Origin of the sequence: Bacillus cereus group sp. MYBK14-1, from assembly GCF_051916885.1 — a bacterium.
Taxonomy (GTDB): Bacteria; Bacillota; Bacilli; order Bacillales; family Bacillaceae_G; genus Bacillus_A; species Bacillus_A cereus.
Map to the genome: position 1 here is coordinate 30987 of NZ_JBQAHM010000007.1, position 21566 is coordinate 52552.

Consider the following 21566-nt stretch of genomic DNA (forward strand, 5'->3'; position numbering starts at 1 on the left):
TGAAGGGGCGATTTTTTTATGTTTTTAACCTTCACGCCAGTAATGAACTTAAAGGAGAGTATGTAGGATATGGGTATTTTACAAGATCTTGAATTTCGCGGTCTAATTAATCAGCAAACAGACGCTGAGGGCCTTGAGCAATTATTAGAAAAAGAAAGCGTTAAATTATACTGTGGTTTCGACCCGACAGCGGATAGCTTACACATCGGTCATATGTTACCAGTATTAATGTTACGTCGTTTCCAATTAGCTGGTCACCAACCAATCGCACTTGTTGGCGGTGGTACTGGTATGATCGGTGATCCAAGTGGTAAAAAAGCAGAGCGTACATTAAATACGAAAGATACAGTTGCTTACTACACAGAAAGCATTAAAAACCAACTTTCAAACTTCTTAGAGTTTGAAAACGTGGACAACCCAGCAACGATGGCTAACAACTACGACTGGCTTGGTAGCTTAGATGTAATTTCATTCTTACGCGATATCGGTAAAAACTTCGGTTTAAACTATATGTTAGCAAAAGATACAGTAGCATCTCGTTTAGAAACTGGTATTTCATTCACTGAGTTCAGTTACATGATTTTACAATCATACGACTTCTTAAACTTATACCAACAACATAATTGCCGTCTGCAAATCGGTGGTAGTGACCAATGGGGTAACATTACAGCTGGTCTTGAATTAATCCGTAAATCAGAAGAAGATGCGAAAGCATTCGGTTTAACAATTCCACTAGTTACTAAATCTGATGGTACGAAGTTTGGTAAAACAGAAGGCGGCGCAATTTGGTTAGACCCAGAGAAAACAACTCCTTACGAGTTCTACCAATTCTGGATTAACACAGATGACCGCGACGTTGTTAAATACTTAAAATACTTCACATTCTTATCTCATGAAGAAATTCTTGAGCTTGAAAAACAAGTAGCTGAAGCGCCAGAAAAACGTGCAGCACAAAAGGCATTAGGTTCTGAAATGACAAAACTTGTTCACGGCGAAGAAGCATTAGAGCAAGCGATTAAAATTTCAGCTGCATTATTCAGCGGTTCTGTAGCAGAACTAACTGCAAGCGAAATCGAGCAAGGATTCAAAGACGTACCATCTGTAGAACGTACTGCAGAAGATACAGTATTAATCGACTTACTTGTAGAAAGCAAAATCTCTCCATCAAAACGTCAAGCACGTGAAGATGTAACGAACGGCGCAATCTACGTAAACGGTGAGCGTACACAAGCGTTAGACTACGTTGTAACAGAAAACGACCGCATCGAAGGTAAATTCACAATCATTCGCCGCGGTAAGAAGAAATATTTCTTAATTCGTTACTAATAAATAAAAAGCTTTGAGGAAATTCCTCAAAGCTTTTTTGTTTTAATCTCCTTTTCGAGTTCATACGGAAATCACATGTAAGCGGTATGATAAATGTATAATAACTAGAAAGGAGTGGTAAAACAAAATGTCACTAGAAGCGCTCATTATTTTTTCTTTGCTAAATGCGGGTCAGCTTGCAGAGAATTCTAAGGTGGATGTACATAAAGAGCAGAAAGATGCTTATGTATATGTTCAGAAAGAGGAAAATAAATAATTTTAATATATATAAATAAGAGCTACTCGAAGTAACTGTTTTGGCGTCTTCGGTAGCTTTTTGAATTATGAATAAATAGGAATTAATTCTCGCTTAAAATCTTCGTACATTTCAAAGGCAATTTTCATGATTTCTTTGAGTTCATCGTAACTGTGGAAATATAATACGAGTACTTTTTCCGTGTCATTTGATAACAATCTTATAAATATGTCCCAAGGGTCTCCAACTCTAACTTCATCATTATGCCATGCTTCCCAAATCAATTCAGCAACACCATATTTTAAGCTGATGTTAAATCTAAAGGCGTAGCTATCTTTGTTTTTTACTTCACCTACAATAAAAAAGTCTGCTTTTTTATTGTAACGAGCTTTATAGCCAAGAGACTCGAATACTTCAAATACTTTTTCATTTTCATAGTTTTCAAATGTAGTTTCACTATTAGAAAATTTTTCTGATAAAGCTTTATATCTTTCTACAAAGTTAATTTTCTCAAGTACCTCTTTTATTTCAAGTTCTAAATCATATGCCATCAATTATTCCTCCCTAAATCTAATCCTAATAGCATATTTACCTTTCATTTCTTTCAAATACGTCTCAAAATTTTCCCTGAATTTGTTTCTTTTTTCGTACGTGAAATTGAAGTCTTTACAAATGTATAATTTGCTTGATACAGTTCATTTTGAAGTATCTTAGTTATAATATTTTCAACAGTAAAATCAAATATTCTTTTTCCATGATATTTGATTCGAAACAAAGGAGCAAGCTAGCGTAAACGTTAGTTTAAATATTAATCAGGTGTTTTTCTTTGTGTGATTTTTATCTCCATCGCCATGCAATCGTGGTATCTTCAATGTGGATTGCTGGAATGCCGATTCCTAAATATTTCCCTTCGTTTTCATCGAAAACGGACCAATTTTCATCGTCTAGAAATTCAGGGTCAATACTTTCAAAGCCAAAAGTACTGTCTTCGTCTACCATTTCACGAAAATATTCTTGATAGGGTTTACTATTATCATTTAAATGTATTGTTCCAGACATCCATGGTGTTTCTGCAAAAATGTCTCTAATTTCACCTATTTCAGTATCTTTAAAGTATAATTTCATATTTGCACCTTCTTATTCATGAATTTTGAAATAGTCTTTTGGTATTTCGCCTTTTATCAAATACTCATTATCTCTTTTTGTCCACTTTAGAGCGAGTTTTTCCAATGAGGTGTTGTTAGTCTATCCTGCGCAATTAAACGTTCGAAATCGAATAGAACGGTATAAATTTTAGTTAAATGAAGAAATCCGGCTCTTGTGAGTCGGATTTTCTTTTTTTATATTTAAAATAATATTGTTTTTCTTGAATATGAAATTATGAATAGATAGGAATTAATTCTTGTGGCTCCACTTTTACTATTCATGTTAAAAGTCTAAATCTTTTTCATTACCATCATAATCTACTAGTAATGATCCTTCGTCTAAGGTATCCATTAACCATTCCACCAAACCATTCCATGATCTAGAAACGCTGTGAGTCTCCCTATCCCATTGTATTACCGTTGCATCGTATCCATTGCTTGATTCTAAGTCTATACATATCGAGTCACCATAGTTTAAATCTGCGATGATTAAATACGTGTCTGGCATCTTTGTCGGTCTTCGTTCTTTTTTAAACGAATCATTTAGATAGGAGCCACCACGCTGTTTTGGGCCCCCAGCAGCTGTATGAATTTCTGACAGGACTGTTCCAGGTATAAATAATTCTCCACCATTACACACTTGGAGAAAATCTTTATATATATCAGGAATTTGAATGTTAAGTTCATTTTGAAGGCTTGTTATATCTTCTAAGCTGATTCCATTATTTAGGTTGTGAATACCATCTACATATTTATTAACTTCCTCAAAAAATGGTTGTAAATGATTGTTTTTTGAATAATATTTTCTTAGCATAAAACCATCTCCCTCTATTCATGTTTCCAAGGCGCAACGTCTCCAAAGTCAGTCATACTATCATTCTTAGGAGTATAGTAGCCATTTGTAGGATTGTGATAATTCCCACGATGGGCGTCAAGATGTTCGTTTACATCCATATTCCTTCCCTTTAAAAATTGAATGTTATCTGGTTCACCAGCAAAATCAGGATATTCATTAGCAGATTTCATATGTTGTCCCTCGTAGCCTTTCACTTTTCCTGTTTGTAATAACTCTAGTTTTTCTGCAGGGGTCCAATCTCTCGTTCCTTTTCCAGTTTTTTTAATTAATTCTTTCTCTTGTCTCCATGCGTGGCGAACAGCTTTCTGGCGAAGAGCTGAAAATTGTTTATCTGTTAACCATTTTCCGTTTACATTATATTGTTTTTTTTCATCAACAATCCGTATTTTTTCTGTATTCTTAACACTATTACCAACCTCGCTAGAAGACTGGGATTTTTGAAGGTTGTTAGCATCGGCTTTCTCCTTTATTCTACCACTAGTCCCATTAGAAGAAGAGTGGAACTTTTGAAGAGTATCCTTACCATTTTGAATTGCATTACGCCCAACAAATACACCATGTCCAACAAGACTAACTCCAGCCGTTGTAGCAGCTGCATCAAACGTAATAGCAATTGGTGATGCTAATCCACCAGTTCCTACTGTTGCGACTAGAGTTAAAAAATTAGAGCCGCCTATGACGGTAAGGCCTTCTAGAATTTCTATAATGGAAGCCGCCCCTGCTATAACATTTCCCGTGAACCTTCCCGCTTGATAAGTTAACTTGCTTTCTAATTCATCATTATCAGGTGATTCTAGTCCAATAACGCTTTCGAAAGCCGCGCTGCCAGCGCCTTGAAAAAATTCTTTCATAAATTCCCAAGTACTGATAGCTGTTTTTTCATACCATGGTCTATTGGCTTCTTGTTCTCGTAAAGCAATTGCTTTTTCAATTTGTGCTTTACTTGCTGTAATTGCTTGAATAGGACCCGTCCACTCCATATTCAACCCTTGCGTACTAAATGTACCACTTGCAGGACTAAAACCTTTTCCACTTTGAACTTCCGCCAAACCTGTCGCAATGCTAGCGGCTAGTTGGAGTGCAGTATCATAATTATTACTAGAAGTATAATTAAATTCATATAGATGTTCTAATTTTTCTTGCAGTTTTTGCCTCATGACAGTAAAAAGATTTACCATAGCGTCCATACCTGGGATCGGCATAGTTTGGTTGAGCGCTTCTGTACTTGCTATCATTCGGTCAATTTCCCGAATTTGTTCTAATATCTCTTGTTCAATTATATCTGTAGAAGCGACCTGTGATTGAAATTGATTTGGAAAAGCATTATTCTGACGGATTAATTCTTCGCATAAGTAAATGATTCCTTGTGCTAACGGATGAAAAGTTTGTAAGAAATATGCTTTTGCACTGCTATATGTTTGTCCTTGTAGAACAGTATCCAATGCAAAAGCATCAATAGAATGAATAATTTGTTCCATACCTTGAATAGTAGCGGTACAGAAAGCGTTCATACTTTCTGTTTGAGTTTGTACTTCACCGAGATACATATTTAAAGACATGAACTTTCCCTCCCCCTTACAAAAAAATAATACCAATTTAAGGAAGAGGTTGTAAATGTAATGTTCTAATTATTCTGAAAACAAAACTTGTTCATTAAGTTTTTTAATCTCATTCGGATGCTCGGGTGATGAAGAGGTTTTTTAGTTGAATGTAAATAGAAAAAGGGAAGGTATAGATTATGTGCAAATAAATACGTTGTAAAAATCATGTTAACAAAAGGAGAGTACAGCAAAGAAAAATGAGTTATGGGATAGAATGTAGTGTTTTTAAGTGTTAGAAGAAGGGGGGAGGTTTTTATTAATGTGGATAAAAAATGGATGAAATTCTAGAGAGAGGGTTAAGTTTTATTTTGTTACATTGTTTTGTTTTTATACATATAATCGGCTATATTCAATAAAAAAAGCCCAGGCCCCTTGATAAACAAGGTTCCTAAGGCTTTTAATAATACTCTTTGCAGAGTACCGAGATTAACGAGAGTAGAACTCCTTAGTATTAAAAACCCTTATATTATCAAGGTTTCGAGGCATGATTTTAAAAATCCCCCCCAAAAGTTCCCCCAGCTGTAAGTAAACTTGTACTAAATGCAGCGACTGACTCTTCTTCTAATTCCTTAAATGAATGACCATATATATCAAAAATCATTTGCGGTGTATTACCTAAACGATCAGCAATAACTTTTACTGGTATCCGCTGGCTAATTAATAATGTTGCATGTGTGTGTCTTAAACCATGTGGAGTGATTTTTTTCAAAGTTGTATGTTTTAATATGCGTTGAAAACTATACATTAAAGGGTTATCTGTTATAGGTGTTCCAGATTGATAAGATATGAAAACAAAATCATCATCGTTTAAGTGCAGGCCGAAAGAGAGCTTTGTTTTTTTACACCATGTTCTATATGCCTTCAATTGATTAATGAGAGTATCATCAATTAAAATCGTACGGAAGCTATTTTTAGTTTTGGGTGTGCGTGTTCCCTTGTTATCACGAGTGCGTTCTACAGTTAGAGTTTTTTCTTCGAAATTAATGTTTTTCCACTGTAAACCGAGTGCCTCACCTTTTCTTAATCCAGTGAAAGCAAGTAACAAAATTATGCTATAGTTTGTAATGTTCTCGTGCTTTTTAGCAGCTGCTATGAATTCATTTAACTCTTCAGCTGTGAAGAAGTTTTCTACTGTCTTTTCTTCATTTGGTATTGTAATTTTATTAAATCTATTACGAGGAATAAGTTCATCATCCACAGCTGCATTGATTGCGATTTTAAAAAGTCTGTGAAAAAGTTGAACGGTACTAGGTTTATATTTCTTTAATAGTTCATTAATATAAACACGCTTGTAAGTTGACTTATCTAATTCAGCTAATTTATATTTACCGAGCAGTGGCTTCATTTGATACTTAATAGCATTTTCTCGTTGTGAACATGAAGAGATTTTCCATTCATTTTTATGAGTTTCGTACCATATATCTAACCATTCTGAAATAGTTAAATTGGAGTTTTTAACCTGTTTAACTTCGCCATTTAAGATACTTGTCTTAACTTCAAGTAGCCCTCGGTAAGCTTCATTTTCAGATTTATAACCCTGTTTGTATTTTTCTCGCCTTTTCCCCAATGAATCGTAGTATCTATGCCTAAAACACCATAGTTTTATACCTTTGGCATTGAAATAATAGTATAATTCAGGATCTTTCTTTGTTTTATTTAGTTTCATTATTTATCTACCCTTTCGTGCGTGAGCAAACGCTATTAAAAGGGAAAGGATACTTATAATTATTTAATTATGAAGTTTTCAATAAACTTTAAGATATCTTTTTTATTCTCACTAGTTAAGGTTTTTTTGTCATAGCAAATGTCTACGTCCATCTGCAGTAGATAATGTAGATCAAATAGATGTTCATTTTTAGTAAGAATCTGACTTTCTACTCCGTCTTCTTCATCCATAATATTTATGAATTTAGGCACAAATGAAGTTAACGGTATTGTCTTTGAAGAATTAAAAGGATCATCAAAAATGTTACCAGGTATTTTATGAATTGCTTCTTTTATCTGCTCTTCTTTTTCTTCATTTGTTAAAGTTTCATCATTTTCGATAGTTGGATAACTAATATAACCAGCTAGATAAGACAGATAATTAAAATGAATATCTAATCCTTCAGCTATTTTCTCTAATATTTCTGCTGATGGTTTTTTATGACTACCTGTCTCTAATTGTGATAAATAAGGATGCGATATACCTGTTAATTCTGCTGCTTTTCTTAATGAAAGCTTTTTGTCCGTACGAATCTTTTTTATATATTCACCTAATTCGATCTTAATCACCTTCTTTTATTTATTTGTCTAAATTTTACTTTAGGGTGGTATTTATGTCAAACAAATTTAAAATAATGGTTGACGACACCAAACGATAGATTGTATACTATGACCAAGCAAAGAAAAAGTTGGTGAGAAAAAATGATTGAAATAAAATTGAAAGATGAAATAACAACTAGGCTTTTAATTGCTAAAACAGGTAAAAGCTTAAGAAGTTTTTCTAAAGAAAATGGTTTCTCTCATGCTTATTTAAGTCAAATTCTAAAAGGGGATCGTAATCCATCACCAGTAGTAGCGACAAAAATTTCTAATGGTTTGAATCTCAAAATAGAAGATATTTTTTTTATCAAAGTGGTTGGTGACAGCAAACAAAATAGAAGGGAGATTCAATATGGAATTAGCAACAATCAATGTTGATGTTGACCAAAAACAGTTGCGTGATTACATCCAAAAGAAAATTGATGAGAGTATCCATCAAACATTTTTTACAATTGATATTAATAAAATGGCTGAATTAACGTGCATTTCTAAATCCAGCCTCGAACTTGATATACTTCAAGATCCGAGAGTCAAACAATTCGAACGTCGTAAACCTGGTGGAAAAAGATACTGGTTTTATGAGCCGACGATGGAAGCAATTAAACAAATTATGGATTGTTGGTAAAAGTAGAAAATTAAATAAAAAGCGTGAGCAAACGTGAAAATTAGAAGTTTTATCAAATTTAAAGATAAGTGATTTTTTTGATATTCAAAGGGTTGAGGTGAATACGTGTGAGCGAAGTATCAGTTAATAAGTTAATTTCAACTGCTGAAATACGTGAAGACAAGTTACATATCATCTTAGAAAAAGCGGAGAATGGTGATCCAAGAGCGATCAAAGTTTTAAGAGAAATTAACCGAATATTAAAGCAAGTGTGATAGACCATTTTAAAAACATTATTAAGAGAAAGGAGGTGCTCATTTTTGAAAGTTACCATGCCGCACTATATAACAAGAATTGATGAAATGTTACCTGGTGCAAAGGTTATACAACTTACAGGATATACAAATAGAAATAAAGATTATCAGAAAGCTAAAAGTCCAATAGGCTCATGGCAAAGCAGTTCTTCTTTAAATGAGGAACAAATAAGCAATTGGATAGAAAAAGGCGGCTGGATAGGTGTAAGGATACCAAAGGGTTTTTATTTGGTAGATATTGATAACACACAAGAAGGAGAGTTGTTGAAAGAACTTCTTGAGGGTGAAAATATAAAACATCATGCGATTAAAACCCCTAATGGATTGCAGTTTATTTTTAAGGGAGAAACGGATAGAACACTTAATCAAGGTCAATATCAGAAATATGTTAACCGTTTAGGTTTAACACAAGATACACGGGCTGCTGAAAAAGGTTACATAGTTTTTCCGACTGAAAATACTGAAGGTCGTTATGTACTATCTCAAAGTATGGGTGGGTTAGACGAGTTACCATATTGTTTATATAAAGTTTGGAATGCTCAAAAAACACCTTCAACTATGGGGTATCCATATGAAAATAGTGGTTCACGTGATGGAGATTTTTATGATTTGGCAAGAAGGTTATTAACGTGCGGTGTAAGTAAAAAAGACGTATTAGAAAGCCTACAATTAGCTTATGAATATTTTGTACCGTACAAGAATGACTTTCCTTTCAATTCTATAAAGGAAAAGGTTGAATCAGCTTCAAAAAAAGTGGGTGAAAAAAAAGATAAAGTATCTAACGATATTATGGAATTTGAAATGCATGTAGATGGTATAAGCGAGGATAAAGTTATTCCTAAGCCTTTTAAAGTAGGGAATAAAGGTACACTTTTTGAGACCAGAGAGGATAAGGATGGAAATGAGATAACCAAACTCGTATCTCGAAAAACGCCATATATTACAAAGGAATTCCATAACATAGAGCGTCCACAAGTACTTTATGAAATTGAATGGAAGGAAAGCAATAGAACTGTAAGAGAAGTTGTGCCAGCTTCTACTATTGCTGTTAGAAAAGAATTATTAGAACTAAGTGATAAAGGATTTTCTGTGAATGATAATAACGTAAAAAAAATCATTACTTATTTTGACCAATATCTATTGATTAATAATATAGAACAAAATTATGCGGTAGAGCGTTTAGGACATATAAAGGATACTTTTATCCATCCTTTAGTTACTAAAGATATTGAGATTATGGCGATAGATCATGGTGAGAAACAACTACTTGAAGCCTTTGAAGTAAAAGGGACAGGTGATACTTGGAAAAAAGAAATATTTGAACGAATTAAGCAGCAACCTAAGGCAGTATTTTTTGTACTTTCTAGTTTTGCGAGTGTCATTATTAAAGATTTACGCTTGCAACCTTTCATTGTTGATTTAAGCGGAACCACTTCACAGGGGAAGACTACTACATTAAAAGTAGCCGCAAGTGTTTGGGGTAATGGGAGTTTAATGAGTGAATGGAATGCCACAAAAGTATCTATCGAGAGAAAATCAGCATATTTAAACAGTTTTCCATTATTACTAGACGATACACGAAAAGCCGATGAACGTATTTTAAAAGATGTTATTTATTCTTTCAGTGGAGGACGTTCAAAGGGAAGAGGAAGTTTAAAAGGTAGTCAGCGGGAGTTTACTTGGCACAATATTTTACTAAGTACAGGTGAAGTTTCTCTAAATGAGTACGCTAAAAATCAAGGTGGAGCAGCTGCAAGGATTATTCCATTAATTGACGAGCCATTAAAGAAAGATCATAGCAATATTATGGGACTTTATGAAGCGATGGAAAACAATTATGGAGCGATAGGAATAGAGTTCTTAAAAGTTTGGTTGAAATATAAGAAGGAGCTTACTCCAGAGTATCACAAGTTTAGAAAACACTATGTAGATAAAGCAAAAGGTAATGAAGTATTAACCCGATTAGCTGGATATTATGCAGCAGTTCATTTTACAGGCAGTGTATTGAAAAACAAAATGGACTTTGATATTGATCTAAAAGCCATTTCCTCATTATTTGATGATATAGCAGAAGAAAATAAATCCATTGATAAGCCACTTCAATTTTTAGAAGAGATACTTACGGATTTGGATAGTAGTAGACAAAACATATTTTATGATTATATGCCTAAAATTATTAAAGCGATTTATAAAGATAAACAAAGGCAGTTGTTTTTGACTCCAGCTTATACTACCGATTTCTTAGGTGTTGAAGAAAAGCAAGTAAGACGTGAATGGTTAAAGAGAGGTATGACAATTCCAGTTGAAAAAGGAAGTAAAGTAGTTGATTACAAACTTGTAAGCCATAAGGGTAAGAAATTTAATGGTATACCGTTAAATATGGAACTTGTAGGAGAACTAGGTTTTGACTTTTATGAATCTAATATGGATTTTTCAGATTAGTAGTAATAAGGGTAATAGGGAATTAGCTTATTTAAAATTTCTTATTACTGTTCAAAACCCTTATAAAACAAGGAGGGAATCAGTGAAAGTAATAAGAGTAATAAAAGTAATAAGGATTTTGATATATACATGTATTTAAAAAAAGAAAAGTTCAGTTTTATATGTAAGTATTTTGATTTCAAAAATGTATTACTTTTATTACCGATAAGTCAAATCCCTTGTGGGAGTAAGGGGGAATAAGGTAATACGTCCAAAAACTTATTATTACTCGTACTACTGATTTTTTTATAGAAAAGGAAATGAAGCTTAGAGCCGTAAGCATTCCAAGGTATTAACAAAAAGTAATAAGCACGTATTACTAAAAAAATGGAGGTAAGTCAATGGCAACTAAAAAAGCTCCAATCGTATTAGCGATTGAACGTGATGAAAAAGGAAATCTTAGTACATGGTGTCAATACTGTAGAAAGTTTCATCATCACGGAACAGGTGAAGGACACAGGGATGCACATTGTTTTGAGGAGGATAGTCCTTATATTCGTACAGGCTATGTCCTTAAGAAGATGAAGCTATCGGGTAAAGAGGTTGTTAGGATGGGAAACCCCTATGAATGAAATATTAGAACGATTGAAGGAACAATTAGAAATTCATCGTGATGATGAAAAGGTAATGGTAGATCGTTTAGACCTTAGGGAGCTTATACAAGAATACGAAATAGAAACAGGTAGAAAGAAAAGATGGCCAGATGAAAGGTGGTGAGTAAATGGCGAGTTTTTTCAATAAAATCTTTAACCGTAAAAAGACACCGCAAAGAACAGAAAGAGCAGATGTAATGAGTGGTGGAGCTGCAATATTCACACCTTTTAGTGGTAATGCTTATGAAAGTGATATTTACAGATCAGCAGTTGATAGCATAGCAAGAAATGCCGCAAAACTAAAGGGAACTCATGTAATGACATCATCAGACCATCGTAAAAAGGGTGACTATAATTTAAATCGGATTTTACAAGTAAGACCAAACCCTTATATGACGGCTTATGACCTTATTTATAAGTTGGTTACTCATTACTATCTTTACAATAATGCCTTTGCTTTTTTAGAGAAGGACGACAAAGGTAATTTAGTTGCTATTTATCCATTATCGCCACAAAGTGTGGAATACCTAACTGATCCAACAGGTGAAATGTATTGCCGTTTCTTATTTGCTAATAGCCAACAAGTCACATTGCATTTTGCAGAGGTATTTATAGTAAGACGTTTCTTTAATTCTAATGATCTATTAGGTGATACCAATACAGCAATTTTACCAACTTTAGATTTAGCACATACGCAAAATGAAGGATTGGGAAATTCTATAAAATCGAATGCAACTATTAGAGGTATCTTGAAATACAATCAAGTTTTATCACCAGAGAAGCTTAAAGAGGAAAAAGAAGCTTTCACCAACGATTACTTATCTATTGGTAATAACGGTGGAATAGCAGCGATTGATAATAAATATGATTATATTCCACTAGAAACAAAGCCGATGACTATTGATGATAAGCAGCTCGAGGCGGTAAAAAAGAAAATTTATGAGTATTTGGGTATTAGTGAAACTATTGTGAATAGCACTTATTCAGAGGAAGAGTGGGCGGCATTTTATGAAAGTGTTTTAGAGCCTTTAGCGATTCAATTCTCTTTAGAATTGACGGACAAGCTTTTCACAGAGCGTGAGCAGTCTTTCGGAAACTCTATCATTTTTGAGGCGAATAGGTTGCAATTTGCTAGTAATGAAACGAAAACGAACATCATTAAGGAATTAATGCCGTTAGGCTTATTCACAATAAATCAGGCATTAGAAATTTTGAATTTACCACCAGTAGAGGATGGAGACAAGCGACTTCAAACCTTGAATGTGGTCAATGCCGATAAAGCTGATCAGTACCAGCTTGAGGAAGGAGGGACAAAATGAGCAACCTTGAACAGATTATCAGTCAGTTAGAAAAAGAAATCTATGGAGACAAGGAGGTAACAGAAAATGAAGGAGTTACGAATAGCGGAACTAAGAGCAGCCGATCCGGTAGGTGACAGCAGCCTTATTCTAAACGGTAGACCGATTGTGTACGATCAACCTACCACTATAAAAGCACCATTTGGGGAATATATCGAGATTATTCAAAGAGGCGCATTAGAAAAAGCTGATTTATCGGATATTCGCTTATTGTATAACCACGATATGAGCAAAATTCCTTTAGCAAGAACACCTAAAACAATGTCCTTTGCGTTAGATTCGGCAGGATTAACAATGAGGGCGGAGTTACCAGAAACCGAAGAGGGAAAAAGCGTTTATACGGCAGTAAGGCGCCAAGACCTATCGGGAATGTCCTTTGCTTTCAAAGTACCAGAAGGCGGCAGCCGATTTGATGCAAAGACAAACACAAGGACAATAACCAAAATTGAAAAAGTCTATGAGTTTAGTATTTGTCCATTTCCTGCATATCCTCAAACGAGTGTGGAGGCAAGGGCAGCGATTGAAAGCTCATGGAATATGTTGAAATCAGCAGAAAGACAAGCATTAAAAATAAAAATTAATCAATTATTAATGAGGAGAGTGTAAGAATATGAAATTCACTACAGTAGCAGAGGCGTTTAACTATTATCGTAATCATTCTTTAGCAGAAATGGAATCAAGAGCAGCACAAATTAAAGGAACAGTGGATACAGATCCAACTGCAGATATTACATCTATCAATATTGAGATTGAAGGGTTGCAACAAGCGATGAATAACAGTAAGGAAAAACAAACACAAGCACAAAACCAAAATCAAACACCACCAGCAAATGGAACGGCACAACGTAGCCAATTTAATCCGATTACTGGAATGAACTTTAACCAAGGGCAACAGGTACCAACAGAGAACATTTTTGAAAGTACAGAGTACCGAAATGCATTTTATAAAACAATGCTAGGACAAAAACTTACAGATATTGAAACAAGAACCTTTAACCGAGCTATGGAAATTCAAGAGGCGGAACACCGAGCAGATGCATTTAATACTACAACTAATAGTGCAGCTGTATTGCCTACAACTACGTTAAATGAGGTTATCAGCAAGGCACGTACAATGGGTGGTTTGATCTCACACGTTCGAAACTTTAATATCCCAACTAATATTAGTGTACCAATTGGAACGCCAACGAATAAGGCTCAATGGCATGTGGAAGGTGCTCCAGTAGAAAGTGAAAAACTTTCCACAGCAGCCGTTAGTTTTGCAGGATATGAAATCATTAAAGTGTTCTCAATCAGTGCAGCAGCTAAGAAAATGACAGTACAAGCATTTGAAGCTTATATGATTGATGAACTTACTAATTGTGTAATGGAAGCTATTGCAGATGCATTAGTAAATGGTACAGGAGCAGGGCAAGGAACTGGACTACTTAAGGGAATTACATGGAACGCAACTAACAGCTTTACGTTTGCCAAAGCAGGCGCACCAAAATACACAGACTTTACAAAAATGCTAGCAATGTTAAAACGTGGATATGCAGCAGGCGCAAAATTTGCTATGAGTAACGCTACACTTTATAACCATGTTTATAGCTTGGTAGATGGAAATGGTAGACCGATCTTTATTGCAGACCCTAAGAATGAAAGTATTGGATATGTGTTAGGTAAAGAGGTAGTTATTGATGACAACCTAACAGATGGCACTATTATTCTAGGTAACTTAAATTATATGGGATATAACATGCCGCAGGGAATCATGATTGAAGTATCAAGAGAAAGCAGCTTTAAGAGTGGGCTGATTGATTACCGAGCTATGGCGATTGCAGATACAAAGCCATTAGTAGGCGAAGCGTTTATTAAATTATCTGAAGCAACAGCATAAAAAACCATGAAGGGGTATCAGTTATGACGCTGGTATCCCTTATTTAAAAGGAGTGATTACATTGTTAATAGATATACAGGAAGCAAGGGATGCAGTAAGGGTAGATGGTGCAGACAATGATCCTATTCTTATTTCCTTATTAGAATCTATTCCCTCATATCTTGAGGTAACAACAGGTAGGACATGGGAGGATGCAACAGTACATCCATTAGCACAGACAGTAACCAAGTTTATTTTACAGTTATGGTATGACCCACAAGGGCAGGATAGTGAGCGATTGAAGAGAATGATTGATAATCTATTAACTTCATTAACTGTATTAGGTAGGACTATAAACAATGGCTAAGATTTATGCAAAAGCTTTTTACAACGGTGTAGCATGGCGTAAATGTAAGGATGGATTTATGCAAAGTAAGAACTATTTATGTGAAAGATGCAGTGATATAGCAGTTATATGTCATCACAAACAATATATTACGCCACAAAACATTAATAATCCGAACATAACATTAAATTGGGATAATTTAGAGGCTCTATGTCAAACATGCCATAACCAAGAACATCATAGCGGTGATATATGTGCCAACGGATTAACATTCGATAGCAAAGGAAATTTGATTCAAAAATAAAACACCCCCCATCAAATTGAGAAAAAAGCATGGCTTGAGGACCGAGGGGGAGGCTTTCTTTTCCCCTCTATGACTTTTTGTATTAAGGGAGGGATAAAAACAACAAAAAAATTTTGAACAATGAAGGTGATTATATGAGTACTTCTAAGAGAATTACAGCAATTTCTAGTGATATGAAAAAACTTAAAACAATATTAAAGCAGATCCCTAAAGATCGTTTACCGGTAGCCCAAAGTTTATATAATGAGCTTGTTTTTATACAAAATACTTTAGATACGCTAAAAGCTCAAGTAGAAGAAGAAGGACCAACAGCAATGTTTAAACAGGGTAGGCAAGAATTTTTAAGAGAACATCCAGCATTAAAAGCCTATAACACAACTGTACAACGCTACAGCCTTTTATATAAGCAATTAGTAGACCTATTACCACCAACAAATGTAATACAAAAAGAAGATGAACTAATTGATTTTATTAAGAGGTGATAATGTGAATTGTATATTAGAGTATTGGAATGCAATTGAAGCAGGAGAAGTAATGGTATCTAAGCGAGTTTATAGGCAATATAAACGATTAGTTGAGGATATAGCAAACCCAGATAAATATGTCTTTGATGAAGACAAGGCAAACAAACCTATTGAATTTATAGAACGTTTTTGCAAACACAGTAAGGGAGAATGGGCTGGCAAGCCGATTGAGTTAGAACTATTTCAAAAAGCGTATATAGCTGCTTTGTTCGGATTTGTGGATAGGGAAACAGGTTTGAGGCGTTATCGTGAAAGTTTATTCTATGTATCACGAAAAAACGGAAAAACAACGATGTTAGCAGGGTTAGCGGCTTATATGCTTATTGCAGATGGAGAAGGTGGAGCGGAAGTTTACAGTATAGCTAGTAAGCGAGATCAAGCTCGTATATTGTTTGATGAAACACATAGTATGATTCAACAAAGTCCTAATTTATCAAAGCATATTAAGAAACGAAAAAGTGATCTGTATTTTCCGCTTACTATGTCCAAACTTATGCCATTGGCGAAAAACAGTAATACATTAGATGGGCTTAATAGTAGCATGGTTATTATTGATGAATTACATTCAATTTTAGACCGAAATTTATATGAAGTTATGAAGCAAAGTCAATCAGCACGTCAACAACCTATGCTAGTTATGATTACAACGGCTGGGACAGTTCGAGAGAATATATTTGATGATATGTATTCTTATGCCTGCAATGTGGTAGATGGAAAATTTGAAGATGATAGCTTTTTACCGATTCTTTACGAATTAGATTCAAAAGAAGAATGGACAAACCCTGCAGCATGGCAAAAGGCAAACCCATCTTTAGGATCAATTAAGAAACTAGATGATTTAGAAAGAAAAGTGGAAAAGGCAAAGAATAACCCTAGCGATCTAAGCGGCTTACTCACAAAAGATTTTAATGTTAGAGATACAATCAAGAGCGCATGGCTTACATTTGATGACATAAACAATGAGGAAACATTCGATATAGAACAGTTTAGAAATTGCTATGCTATTGGTGGAGCAGATTTAAGTGTTACAACAGATTTATCTTGTGCAACCCTTTTATTTGTGGATAAAGAAACTCAAAAACGTTTCATTCATCAAATGTATTGGCTGCCACGTGATAGCTTTGAAAAAAGAGTTCAAACGGATAAGATTCCATATGATAAATGGTTAGAACAAGGGCTATTACGTCTTTGCAACGGAAATAGCATAAATTATGGAGATATAACAGCATGGTTTGTGGAAATGCTCAATAATTACGGCATAACACCTCTATGGATTTATTATGACAGTTATTCAGCTAAATATTGGGTGGAAGAAATGGAGCAACATGGTTTTAAAATGGTTAGATGTATTCAAGGAGCTAAAACTTTAAGTCTTCCTATGCAGCAGATGGGAGCCGATTTGCAAGCAAAAAAGATTAATTATAATAATTCACCTATTCTCAAGTGGTGTTTAACTAATACAGGTGTTGAAACTGATCGTAATGGTAATATTGTACCGGTGAAAAATCAAGCTGCTAAGATGCGAATAGATGGAACGGCAAGCATGTTAGACGCTTATGTTGGCTTATTTGAGCATCATGATGAATTTTTAAGAGCTCTATAGGGAAATGGAGAGATATAATTTGGCTACAACTCAAAAAAAGGATAAAAAAATAACAATCATGACATTCACAACTGTGAAAGATGAATTAGGACAAGTGGAAGAAATAAAAGGGCCGTTAGAAGGCGGTGAAAATATTTGGGCTTATTATCGACAAGCATCAGCTAATGAGTTTTTAGGTGCAGCCGTAACAAATTACAAGGTCGAGGCTATTTTTAGAATTGGATGGAGAAATGATTTACACCCAAGCATGAGCATTATGTTTAAAGGTAAAGAGTACGGAATAACTCGTATTGATGATTTTGAAGGGTATAAACAAGATTTAACAATTTACGCTTATGCACTTAATTAGGAGGTATGGAATATGAAAACTGAAAACTTAGAAAAACAATTAAACAAGGCTTTAGATGATTTTAGAGAGAATACTTTATTTAAACTTGAGACATTTGAACAAGCACACGAAAACGAATATTTAACAAAGGATGATTTAGAAGAGATCAATAGACAAGTCTTCTATTGTCTGCATGACTTTAAAAAAGTAATCGTAGAATACCTAAAAGGGAATAACTCGAACTGAGACGATAAAAAAAGTGAACGAGTATGAAAAATATTCGTTCACTTTTTTTATTCTTTATAAATGTAGTTCATAATCCCCGTCAAAACTGTTTAGTCTTCCAAATAGTTCCTCGTATGGACTATGTTTTTTTGAAAAGCCATTTTTTAATGCAAAGTGGTAACCTTCTTCAGTTATAACTTCTTGTAATATTAATCGTTCAAAGCCTTTTTCTTTAGCGAATGTTTTAAACCATTCAAGAGCAATACTGCCCTTACCTTGATTACTTGGGGTAATGTTTATAGCAGTAATCGCCAAGTATGGATCGGGGAAAAATTCACTTCTAAGGTTAATGGTGACTTTAGATTTTTTAGAAGAAATATCTAGAGAATACTTAGAAAGACCCTCTATGAACATTATTTCATCTTGTACTAATTCGTCTAATAACCTTTTTAATTCTTGAAAGTCTTGTACATGAAGAGGGATCTTGGTGAATGTTTCTTTCAAAATAAGTAACTCCTTTTACTTTTATAAGAATAAAGATCATTATATCTGAAATTGTAAGAGTGTGTGGGGAAATTAGCATTTGCTCACGCTTTTTTTATTTCAAAAGTCCCCCCAAAAACCTCCCCCAACAAATTAATTTTATTTAAGTTATTTTACAAAGCATAAGAATAGAAAAAAACCCTAGAAATGACGTTATAATAACGTTTCTAGGGTTTTTAATACTGTTATCTACTAAGCGATTGAATTAACGAGAGTAGAACTCTACGATTAATGCTTCGTTGATTTCAGCTGGTAACTCAGCACGCTCAGCGTGACGAGTGTAAGTAGCTTCTAATTTGTCAGCATCGAAAGTTAAGTATTCTGGTACGAAGTTGTTAACTTCGATCGCTTCTTTAACAACAACAAGGCTGTTAGATTTTTCGCGAACGCTGATAGTTTGACCAGGTTTTACACGGTAAGATGGGATATCTACGCGAGCGCCATCAACCATGATGTGACCGTGGTTTACTAATTGGCGAGCTGCACGACGAGTGCGAGCTAAGCCCATACGGTAAACTAAGTTGTCAAGACGAGCTTCAAGAAGGATCATGAAGTTTTCGCCGTGCTTACCAGGCATTTTACCTGCTTGGTCAAATGTGCGACGGAATTGACGCTCAGTCATGCCGTACATGTGACGAAGTTTTTGTTTCTCTTGTAATTGTAAACCGTATTCTGAAAGTTTCTTACGTTGGTTAGGACCGTGAGGACCTGGTGCGTAAGGGCGTTTTTCTAATTCTTTTCCTGTGCCGCTTAGAGAGATTCCAAGACGACGAGACAGTTTCCAAGCTGGACCTGTATAACGAGCCATAGTTGACTCCTCCTTTAAAAATGTTTTTATTTACGTAAAATAAAAACAGACGTAATCGATATTTACGGGCATTTTGTTTTCATGTACCTTCGCTCCAGCAGCAGGGAGTTACGAGATACACCTCCGTAGAGGAACAAAATACAAACGATAAACTCACATTACAAGGCTGCCTTTTTATTTTACACAAACGCTATTATATCTTTTACCCAGAGTTTCGTCAAGCGAGTACGTTTTAGTTTTATGCATATAAATTTTGGAAATTAATATAAGGAGGAATTTAAAACAATATAGAAGAAGACATAGAAACACAAATAAAACGCTTACATAAAATGAAGTAAAACGTTCATCAAATTTTTAAGGATGGATATGCGGCAATAAAAACATAAGGGGGATGTTTTTATGAAAAAGAAGCATATGGAGACAGCGTTAATTCATCACGGTTATACACCTGAGGAAAATAAAGGAAGTTTAACACCACCTTTATTTCAAACTTCTACATTTACATTTGAGACTGCGCAGCAAGGAGAGGCGAGTTTTGCGGGAGTGGATCCATCTTATATTTACTCACGGCTTGGAAATCCAACTGTGAAATTATTTGAAGAACGTATGGCGGTGTTAGAAGGAGGAGAAGAGGCACTTGCCTTCGGATCTGGTATGGCAGCTATTTCAGCGACTTTAATCGGTTTTTTAAAGGCTGGAGATCATATTATTTGTTCAAATGGATTATACGGATGCACGTACGGTTTTTTAGAAGTGTTAGAAGAAAAATTTATGATTACGCATTCGTTTTGTGATATGGAGACAGAGGTTGATATTGAAAATAAAATTCGCCCAAATACAAAGCTTATTTTCGTTGAAACACCGATTAATCCGACAATGAAATTAATTGATTTAAAACAAGTGATTCGGGTTGCAAAGCGAAATGGCTTACTTGTTATTGTTGATAATACATTTTGTTCACCTTATTTACAAAGACCGCTTGAGCTTGGCTGTGACGCTGTTGTGCATAGTGCGACAAAATATATTGGTGGTCACGGTGACGTTGTAGCAGGCGTAACAATTTGTAAAACGAAAGCATTAGCTGAAAAGATTCGCCCGATGCGAAAGGATATCGGCGGTATTATGGCACCGTTTGATGCGTGGTTATTATTACGCGGGTTAAAGACGTTAGCAGTAAGAATGGATCGTCATTGTGATAATGCAGAAAAAATTGTATCGTTCCTAAGAAAACATGATGCGGTAGAAGGTGTTTGGTATCCAGAAGGGGAGTTAGCATCTCGTCAAATGAAACGCGGGGGCGGTGTTATTTCTTTTTCAGTAAAAGGCGGAAAAGAAGAGACGCAAGCGTTTATTAATGATCTTCACTTTATTACAATTGCGGTGAGTTTAGGAGATACAGAAACGTTAATTCAGCATCCAGCAACGATGACGCACGCTGCGATTCCAGCTGAACTAAGAAAAGAAATGGGCATTTTCGATAATTTAATACGCTTATCAGTCGGTTTAGAATCGTGGGAGGATATCGTTTCTGATTTAGAGCAGGCATTAAAGAAAATATCTACTGTAAATCAATGAAAAAAGAGTGAGCTATCGGTTTTGTACAGGGCGTACTAAATCGATAACTCGCTCTTTTCTTTTTACATATGTTTTAGGAGTGTTTCCACAAACTTTTCTAAATAGCGCTGATCTACTTCATCAAAACGATTCTTTTCAGGACTATCAATGTCAAGTACACCAATGACAGCTCCTTCTTTCACAATCGGTACAACGATTTCTGAATTAGAAGCACTATCGCAAGCGATGTGACCTGGGAATTGGTGAACGTCTGCTACAAGCTGTGTTGTTTTCGTTTCAGCTGCTACGCCGCAAACGCCTCGTCCAAATGGAATGCGTACGCAAGCAGGCATTCCTTGGAACGGTCCAAGGACAAGCTGATTTCCTTCTGTTACGTAAAAGCCAACCCAATTAACGCGATCTAAAAATTGGTTTAATAATGCGGACGCATTTGATAAGTTTGCGACTACGTTTGATTCGCCAGTTAATAACGCATCCAGTTGTTTAATTACTGTCTCATATTGCTGCACGCGAGATCCTGCATAACTTTCTTTAGTAAACATGGAAACAGCTCCTTTTTTATCGAGATGTGTAAAATATTAGCAAAATACGATGTATTTCACATGACTTTGTCGATAGAAAATTAAAGGAATTTG

27 protein-coding genes are annotated in these 21566 nt (G+C 35.0%); 18 read left to right on the forward strand and 9 right to left on the reverse strand.

The genetic code is table 11. From position 1 onward, the window contains the following. The first annotated feature begins 69 nt into the window (after positions 1 to 69). Both tyrS and ACTFR3_RS18465 read left to right on the forward strand, forming a co-directional pair. On the forward strand, positions 70 to 1326 hold the full coding sequence (gene tyrS, locus ACTFR3_RS18460) for a tyrosine--tRNA ligase (RefSeq protein WP_000512092.1): 1257 nt from the start codon (positions 70 to 72) through the stop codon (positions 1324 to 1326). A gap of 127 nt (positions 1327 to 1453) precedes the next feature. Further along, positions 1454 to 1582, forward strand: coding sequence for a hypothetical protein (locus ACTFR3_RS18465; protein ID WP_000050944.1), 129 nt, complete (start codon positions 1454 to 1456; stop codon positions 1580 to 1582). Between the two features lie 65 nt (positions 1583 to 1647). Here ACTFR3_RS18465 and ACTFR3_RS18470 read toward each other — a convergent pair whose 3' ends face one another. From ACTFR3_RS18470 to ACTFR3_RS18495, 6 genes are all read right to left on the reverse strand, one after another. Next, the gene (locus ACTFR3_RS18470; RefSeq protein WP_440044655.1) at positions 1648 to 2112 is read right to left on the reverse strand and encodes a hypothetical protein; all 465 of its coding nucleotides are present in this window, start codon (positions 2110 to 2112) and stop codon (positions 1648 to 1650) included. Between the two features lie 286 nt (positions 2113 to 2398). Beyond that, positions 2399 to 2686 (reverse strand): hypothetical protein, encoded by a 288-nt coding sequence (locus ACTFR3_RS18475; RefSeq protein WP_416809600.1) that lies wholly within the window; start codon positions 2684 to 2686, stop codon positions 2399 to 2401. A 303-nt stretch (positions 2687 to 2989) separates the two neighbouring features. Beyond that, positions 2990 to 3520, reverse strand: coding sequence for an SMI1/KNR4 family protein (locus ACTFR3_RS18480; protein WP_076875959.1), 531 nt, complete (start codon positions 3518 to 3520; stop codon positions 2990 to 2992). A gap of 14 nt (positions 3521 to 3534) precedes the next feature. Then, positions 3535 to 5121, reverse strand: a complete 1587-nt coding sequence (locus ACTFR3_RS18485; RefSeq protein ID WP_440044656.1) for a T7SS effector LXG polymorphic toxin — start codon at positions 5119 to 5121, stop codon at positions 3535 to 3537. A gap of 532 nt (positions 5122 to 5653) precedes the next feature. Continuing rightward, positions 5654 to 6829 (reverse strand): tyrosine-type recombinase/integrase, encoded by a 1176-nt coding sequence (locus ACTFR3_RS18490; protein ID WP_440044657.1) that lies wholly within the window; start codon positions 6827 to 6829, stop codon positions 5654 to 5656. 59 nt (positions 6830 to 6888) lie between these two features. Then, the gene (locus ACTFR3_RS18495; protein WP_349302731.1) at positions 6889 to 7437 is read right to left on the reverse strand and encodes a helix-turn-helix domain-containing protein; all 549 of its coding nucleotides are present in this window, start codon (positions 7435 to 7437) and stop codon (positions 6889 to 6891) included. Positions 7438 to 7569: 132 nt separating this feature from the next. Between ACTFR3_RS18495 and ACTFR3_RS18500 the strand changes: the two genes are divergently transcribed. From ACTFR3_RS18500 to ACTFR3_RS18570, 15 genes are all read left to right on the forward strand, one after another. Continuing rightward, positions 7570 to 7845, forward strand: coding sequence for a helix-turn-helix domain-containing protein (locus tag ACTFR3_RS18500; protein ID WP_440044658.1), 276 nt, complete (start codon positions 7570 to 7572; stop codon positions 7843 to 7845). After that, the gene (locus ACTFR3_RS18505; RefSeq protein ID WP_440044659.1) at positions 7820 to 8092 is read left to right on the forward strand and encodes a hypothetical protein; all 273 of its coding nucleotides are present in this window, start codon (positions 7820 to 7822) and stop codon (positions 8090 to 8092) included. The genes ACTFR3_RS18500 and ACTFR3_RS18505 overlap by 26 nt, the downstream gene beginning before the upstream one ends. A gap of 107 nt (positions 8093 to 8199) precedes the next feature. Beyond that, entirely contained in the window at positions 8200 to 8346 is a 147-nt protein-coding gene (locus tag ACTFR3_RS18510; RefSeq protein ID WP_440044698.1) for a hypothetical protein, read from the forward strand. A gap of 45 nt (positions 8347 to 8391) precedes the next feature. After that, on the forward strand, positions 8392 to 10827 hold the full coding sequence (locus tag ACTFR3_RS18515; protein WP_440044660.1) for a DUF927 domain-containing protein: 2436 nt from the start codon (positions 8392 to 8394) through the stop codon (positions 10825 to 10827). A 380-nt stretch (positions 10828 to 11207) separates the two neighbouring features. Continuing rightward, a complete protein-coding gene (locus tag ACTFR3_RS18520) occupies positions 11208 to 11438 on the forward strand; it encodes a hypothetical protein (RefSeq protein WP_440044661.1) in 231 nt (76 codons plus the stop codon). Next, positions 11431 to 11583, forward strand: coding sequence for a hypothetical protein (locus tag ACTFR3_RS18525; RefSeq protein WP_440044662.1), 153 nt, complete (start codon positions 11431 to 11433; stop codon positions 11581 to 11583). The genes ACTFR3_RS18520 and ACTFR3_RS18525 overlap by 8 nt, the downstream gene beginning before the upstream one ends. A gap of 4 nt (positions 11584 to 11587) precedes the next feature. Beyond that, positions 11588 to 12778, forward strand: a complete 1191-nt coding sequence (locus ACTFR3_RS18530; RefSeq protein WP_440044663.1) for a phage portal protein — start codon at positions 11588 to 11590, stop codon at positions 12776 to 12778. Between the two features lie 66 nt (positions 12779 to 12844). Continuing rightward, complete coding sequence (locus ACTFR3_RS18535) at positions 12845 to 13423, forward strand: HK97 family phage prohead protease (RefSeq protein WP_440044664.1); 579 nt, start codon at positions 12845 to 12847, stop codon at positions 13421 to 13423. Between the two features lie 4 nt (positions 13424 to 13427). Next, entirely contained in the window at positions 13428 to 14696 is a 1269-nt protein-coding gene (locus ACTFR3_RS18540; protein WP_440044665.1) for a phage major capsid protein, read from the forward strand. Between the two features lie 61 nt (positions 14697 to 14757). Next, on the forward strand, positions 14758 to 15042 hold the full coding sequence (locus ACTFR3_RS18545) for a head-tail connector protein (protein ID WP_440044667.1): 285 nt from the start codon (positions 14758 to 14760) through the stop codon (positions 15040 to 15042). Then, positions 15035 to 15325 carry an HNH endonuclease gene (locus ACTFR3_RS18550; RefSeq protein ID WP_440044668.1) on the forward strand — a complete coding sequence of 97 codons (291 nt, stop codon included), beginning with the start codon at positions 15035 to 15037 and terminating at the stop codon, positions 15323 to 15325. Before ACTFR3_RS18545 ends, ACTFR3_RS18550 begins: the two co-directional genes overlap by 8 nt. Before the next feature lie 134 nt (positions 15326 to 15459). After that, positions 15460 to 15807: a hypothetical protein gene (locus ACTFR3_RS18555; RefSeq protein WP_440044669.1), complete on the forward strand. Its 348-nt coding sequence runs from the start codon at positions 15460 to 15462 to the stop codon at positions 15805 to 15807. Between the two features lie 4 nt (positions 15808 to 15811). Further along, entirely contained in the window at positions 15812 to 17452 is a 1641-nt protein-coding gene (locus ACTFR3_RS18560) for a terminase large subunit (protein WP_440044671.1), read from the forward strand. A gap of 19 nt (positions 17453 to 17471) precedes the next feature. Next, on the forward strand, positions 17472 to 17801 hold the full coding sequence (locus ACTFR3_RS18565) for a phage head closure protein (RefSeq protein WP_440044673.1): 330 nt from the start codon (positions 17472 to 17474) through the stop codon (positions 17799 to 17801). Positions 17802 to 17813: 12 nt separating this feature from the next. Further along, entirely contained in the window at positions 17814 to 18026 is a 213-nt protein-coding gene (locus ACTFR3_RS18570) for a hypothetical protein (protein WP_440044674.1), read from the forward strand. Between the two features lie 54 nt (positions 18027 to 18080). Here ACTFR3_RS18570 and ACTFR3_RS18575 read toward each other — a convergent pair whose 3' ends face one another. Together ACTFR3_RS18575 and rpsD are read right to left on the reverse strand one after the other, a co-directional pair. Then, positions 18081 to 18509, reverse strand: a complete 429-nt coding sequence (locus tag ACTFR3_RS18575; protein ID WP_440044676.1) for an N-acetyltransferase — start codon at positions 18507 to 18509, stop codon at positions 18081 to 18083. 244 nt (positions 18510 to 18753) lie between these two features. Then, positions 18754 to 19356, reverse strand: coding sequence for a 30S ribosomal protein S4 (gene rpsD, locus ACTFR3_RS18580; RefSeq protein ID WP_000135315.1), 603 nt, complete (start codon positions 19354 to 19356; stop codon positions 18754 to 18756). A gap of 399 nt (positions 19357 to 19755) precedes the next feature. Between rpsD and megL the strand changes: the two genes are divergently transcribed. After that, a complete protein-coding gene (megL, locus tag ACTFR3_RS18585; protein ID WP_440044677.1) occupies positions 19756 to 20931 on the forward strand; it encodes a methionine gamma-lyase in 1176 nt (391 codons plus the stop codon). Between the two features lie 62 nt (positions 20932 to 20993). On the opposite strand, the gene ACTFR3_RS18590 is transcribed toward megL, so the two are convergent. Further along, on the reverse strand, positions 20994 to 21473 hold the full coding sequence (locus ACTFR3_RS18590; protein WP_000494340.1) for a GAF domain-containing protein: 480 nt from the start codon (positions 21471 to 21473) through the stop codon (positions 20994 to 20996). Between the last annotated feature and the right edge of the window lie 93 nt (positions 21474 to 21566).

Bases quoted from the DNA above. Each gene is read 5' to 3' on its own strand.
- tyrS (WP_000512092.1), top strand. From the start codon at position 70: ATGGGTATTTTACAAGATCTTGAATTTCGCGGTCTAATTAATCAGCAA.
- ACTFR3_RS18465 (WP_000050944.1), top strand. From the start codon at position 1,454: ATGTCACTAGAAGCGCTCATTATTTTTTCTTTGCTAAATGCGGGTCAG.
- ACTFR3_RS18470 (WP_440044655.1), bottom strand. From the start codon at position 2,112: ATGGCATATGATTTAGAACTTGAAATAAAAGAGGTACTTGAGAAAATT.
- ACTFR3_RS18475 (WP_416809600.1), bottom strand. From the start codon at position 2,686: ATGAAATTATACTTTAAAGATACTGAAATAGGTGAAATTAGAGACATT.
- ACTFR3_RS18480 (WP_076875959.1), bottom strand. From the start codon at position 3,520: ATGCTAAGAAAATATTATTCAAAAAACAATCATTTACAACCATTTTTT.
- ACTFR3_RS18485 (WP_440044656.1), bottom strand. From the start codon at position 5,121: ATGTCTTTAAATATGTATCTCGGTGAAGTACAAACTCAAACAGAAAGT.
- ACTFR3_RS18490 (WP_440044657.1), bottom strand. From the start codon at position 6,829: ATGAAACTAAATAAAACAAAGAAAGATCCTGAATTATACTATTATTTC.
- ACTFR3_RS18500 (WP_440044658.1), top strand. From the start codon at position 7,570: ATGATTGAAATAAAATTGAAAGATGAAATAACAACTAGGCTTTTAATT.
- ACTFR3_RS18505 (WP_440044659.1), top strand. From the start codon at position 7,820: ATGGAATTAGCAACAATCAATGTTGATGTTGACCAAAAACAGTTGCGT.
- ACTFR3_RS18520 (WP_440044661.1), top strand. From the start codon at position 11,208: ATGGCAACTAAAAAAGCTCCAATCGTATTAGCGATTGAACGTGATGAA.
- ACTFR3_RS18525 (WP_440044662.1), top strand. From the start codon at position 11,431: ATGAATGAAATATTAGAACGATTGAAGGAACAATTAGAAATTCATCGT.
- ACTFR3_RS18530 (WP_440044663.1), top strand. From the start codon at position 11,588: ATGGCGAGTTTTTTCAATAAAATCTTTAACCGTAAAAAGACACCGCAA.
- ACTFR3_RS18535 (WP_440044664.1), top strand. From the start codon at position 12,845: ATGAAGGAGTTACGAATAGCGGAACTAAGAGCAGCCGATCCGGTAGGT.
- ACTFR3_RS18540 (WP_440044665.1), top strand. From the start codon at position 13,428: ATGAAATTCACTACAGTAGCAGAGGCGTTTAACTATTATCGTAATCAT.
- ACTFR3_RS18550 (WP_440044668.1), top strand. From the start codon at position 15,035: ATGGCTAAGATTTATGCAAAAGCTTTTTACAACGGTGTAGCATGGCGT.
- ACTFR3_RS18555 (WP_440044669.1), top strand. From the start codon at position 15,460: ATGAGTACTTCTAAGAGAATTACAGCAATTTCTAGTGATATGAAAAAA.
- ACTFR3_RS18570 (WP_440044674.1), top strand. From the start codon at position 17,814: ATGAAAACTGAAAACTTAGAAAAACAATTAAACAAGGCTTTAGATGAT.
- rpsD (WP_000135315.1), bottom strand. From the start codon at position 19,356: ATGGCTCGTTATACAGGTCCAGCTTGGAAACTGTCTCGTCGTCTTGGA.
- megL (WP_440044677.1), top strand. From the start codon at position 19,756: ATGAAAAAGAAGCATATGGAGACAGCGTTAATTCATCACGGTTATACA.
- ACTFR3_RS18590 (WP_000494340.1), bottom strand. From the start codon at position 21,473: ATGTTTACTAAAGAAAGTTATGCAGGATCTCGCGTGCAGCAATATGAG.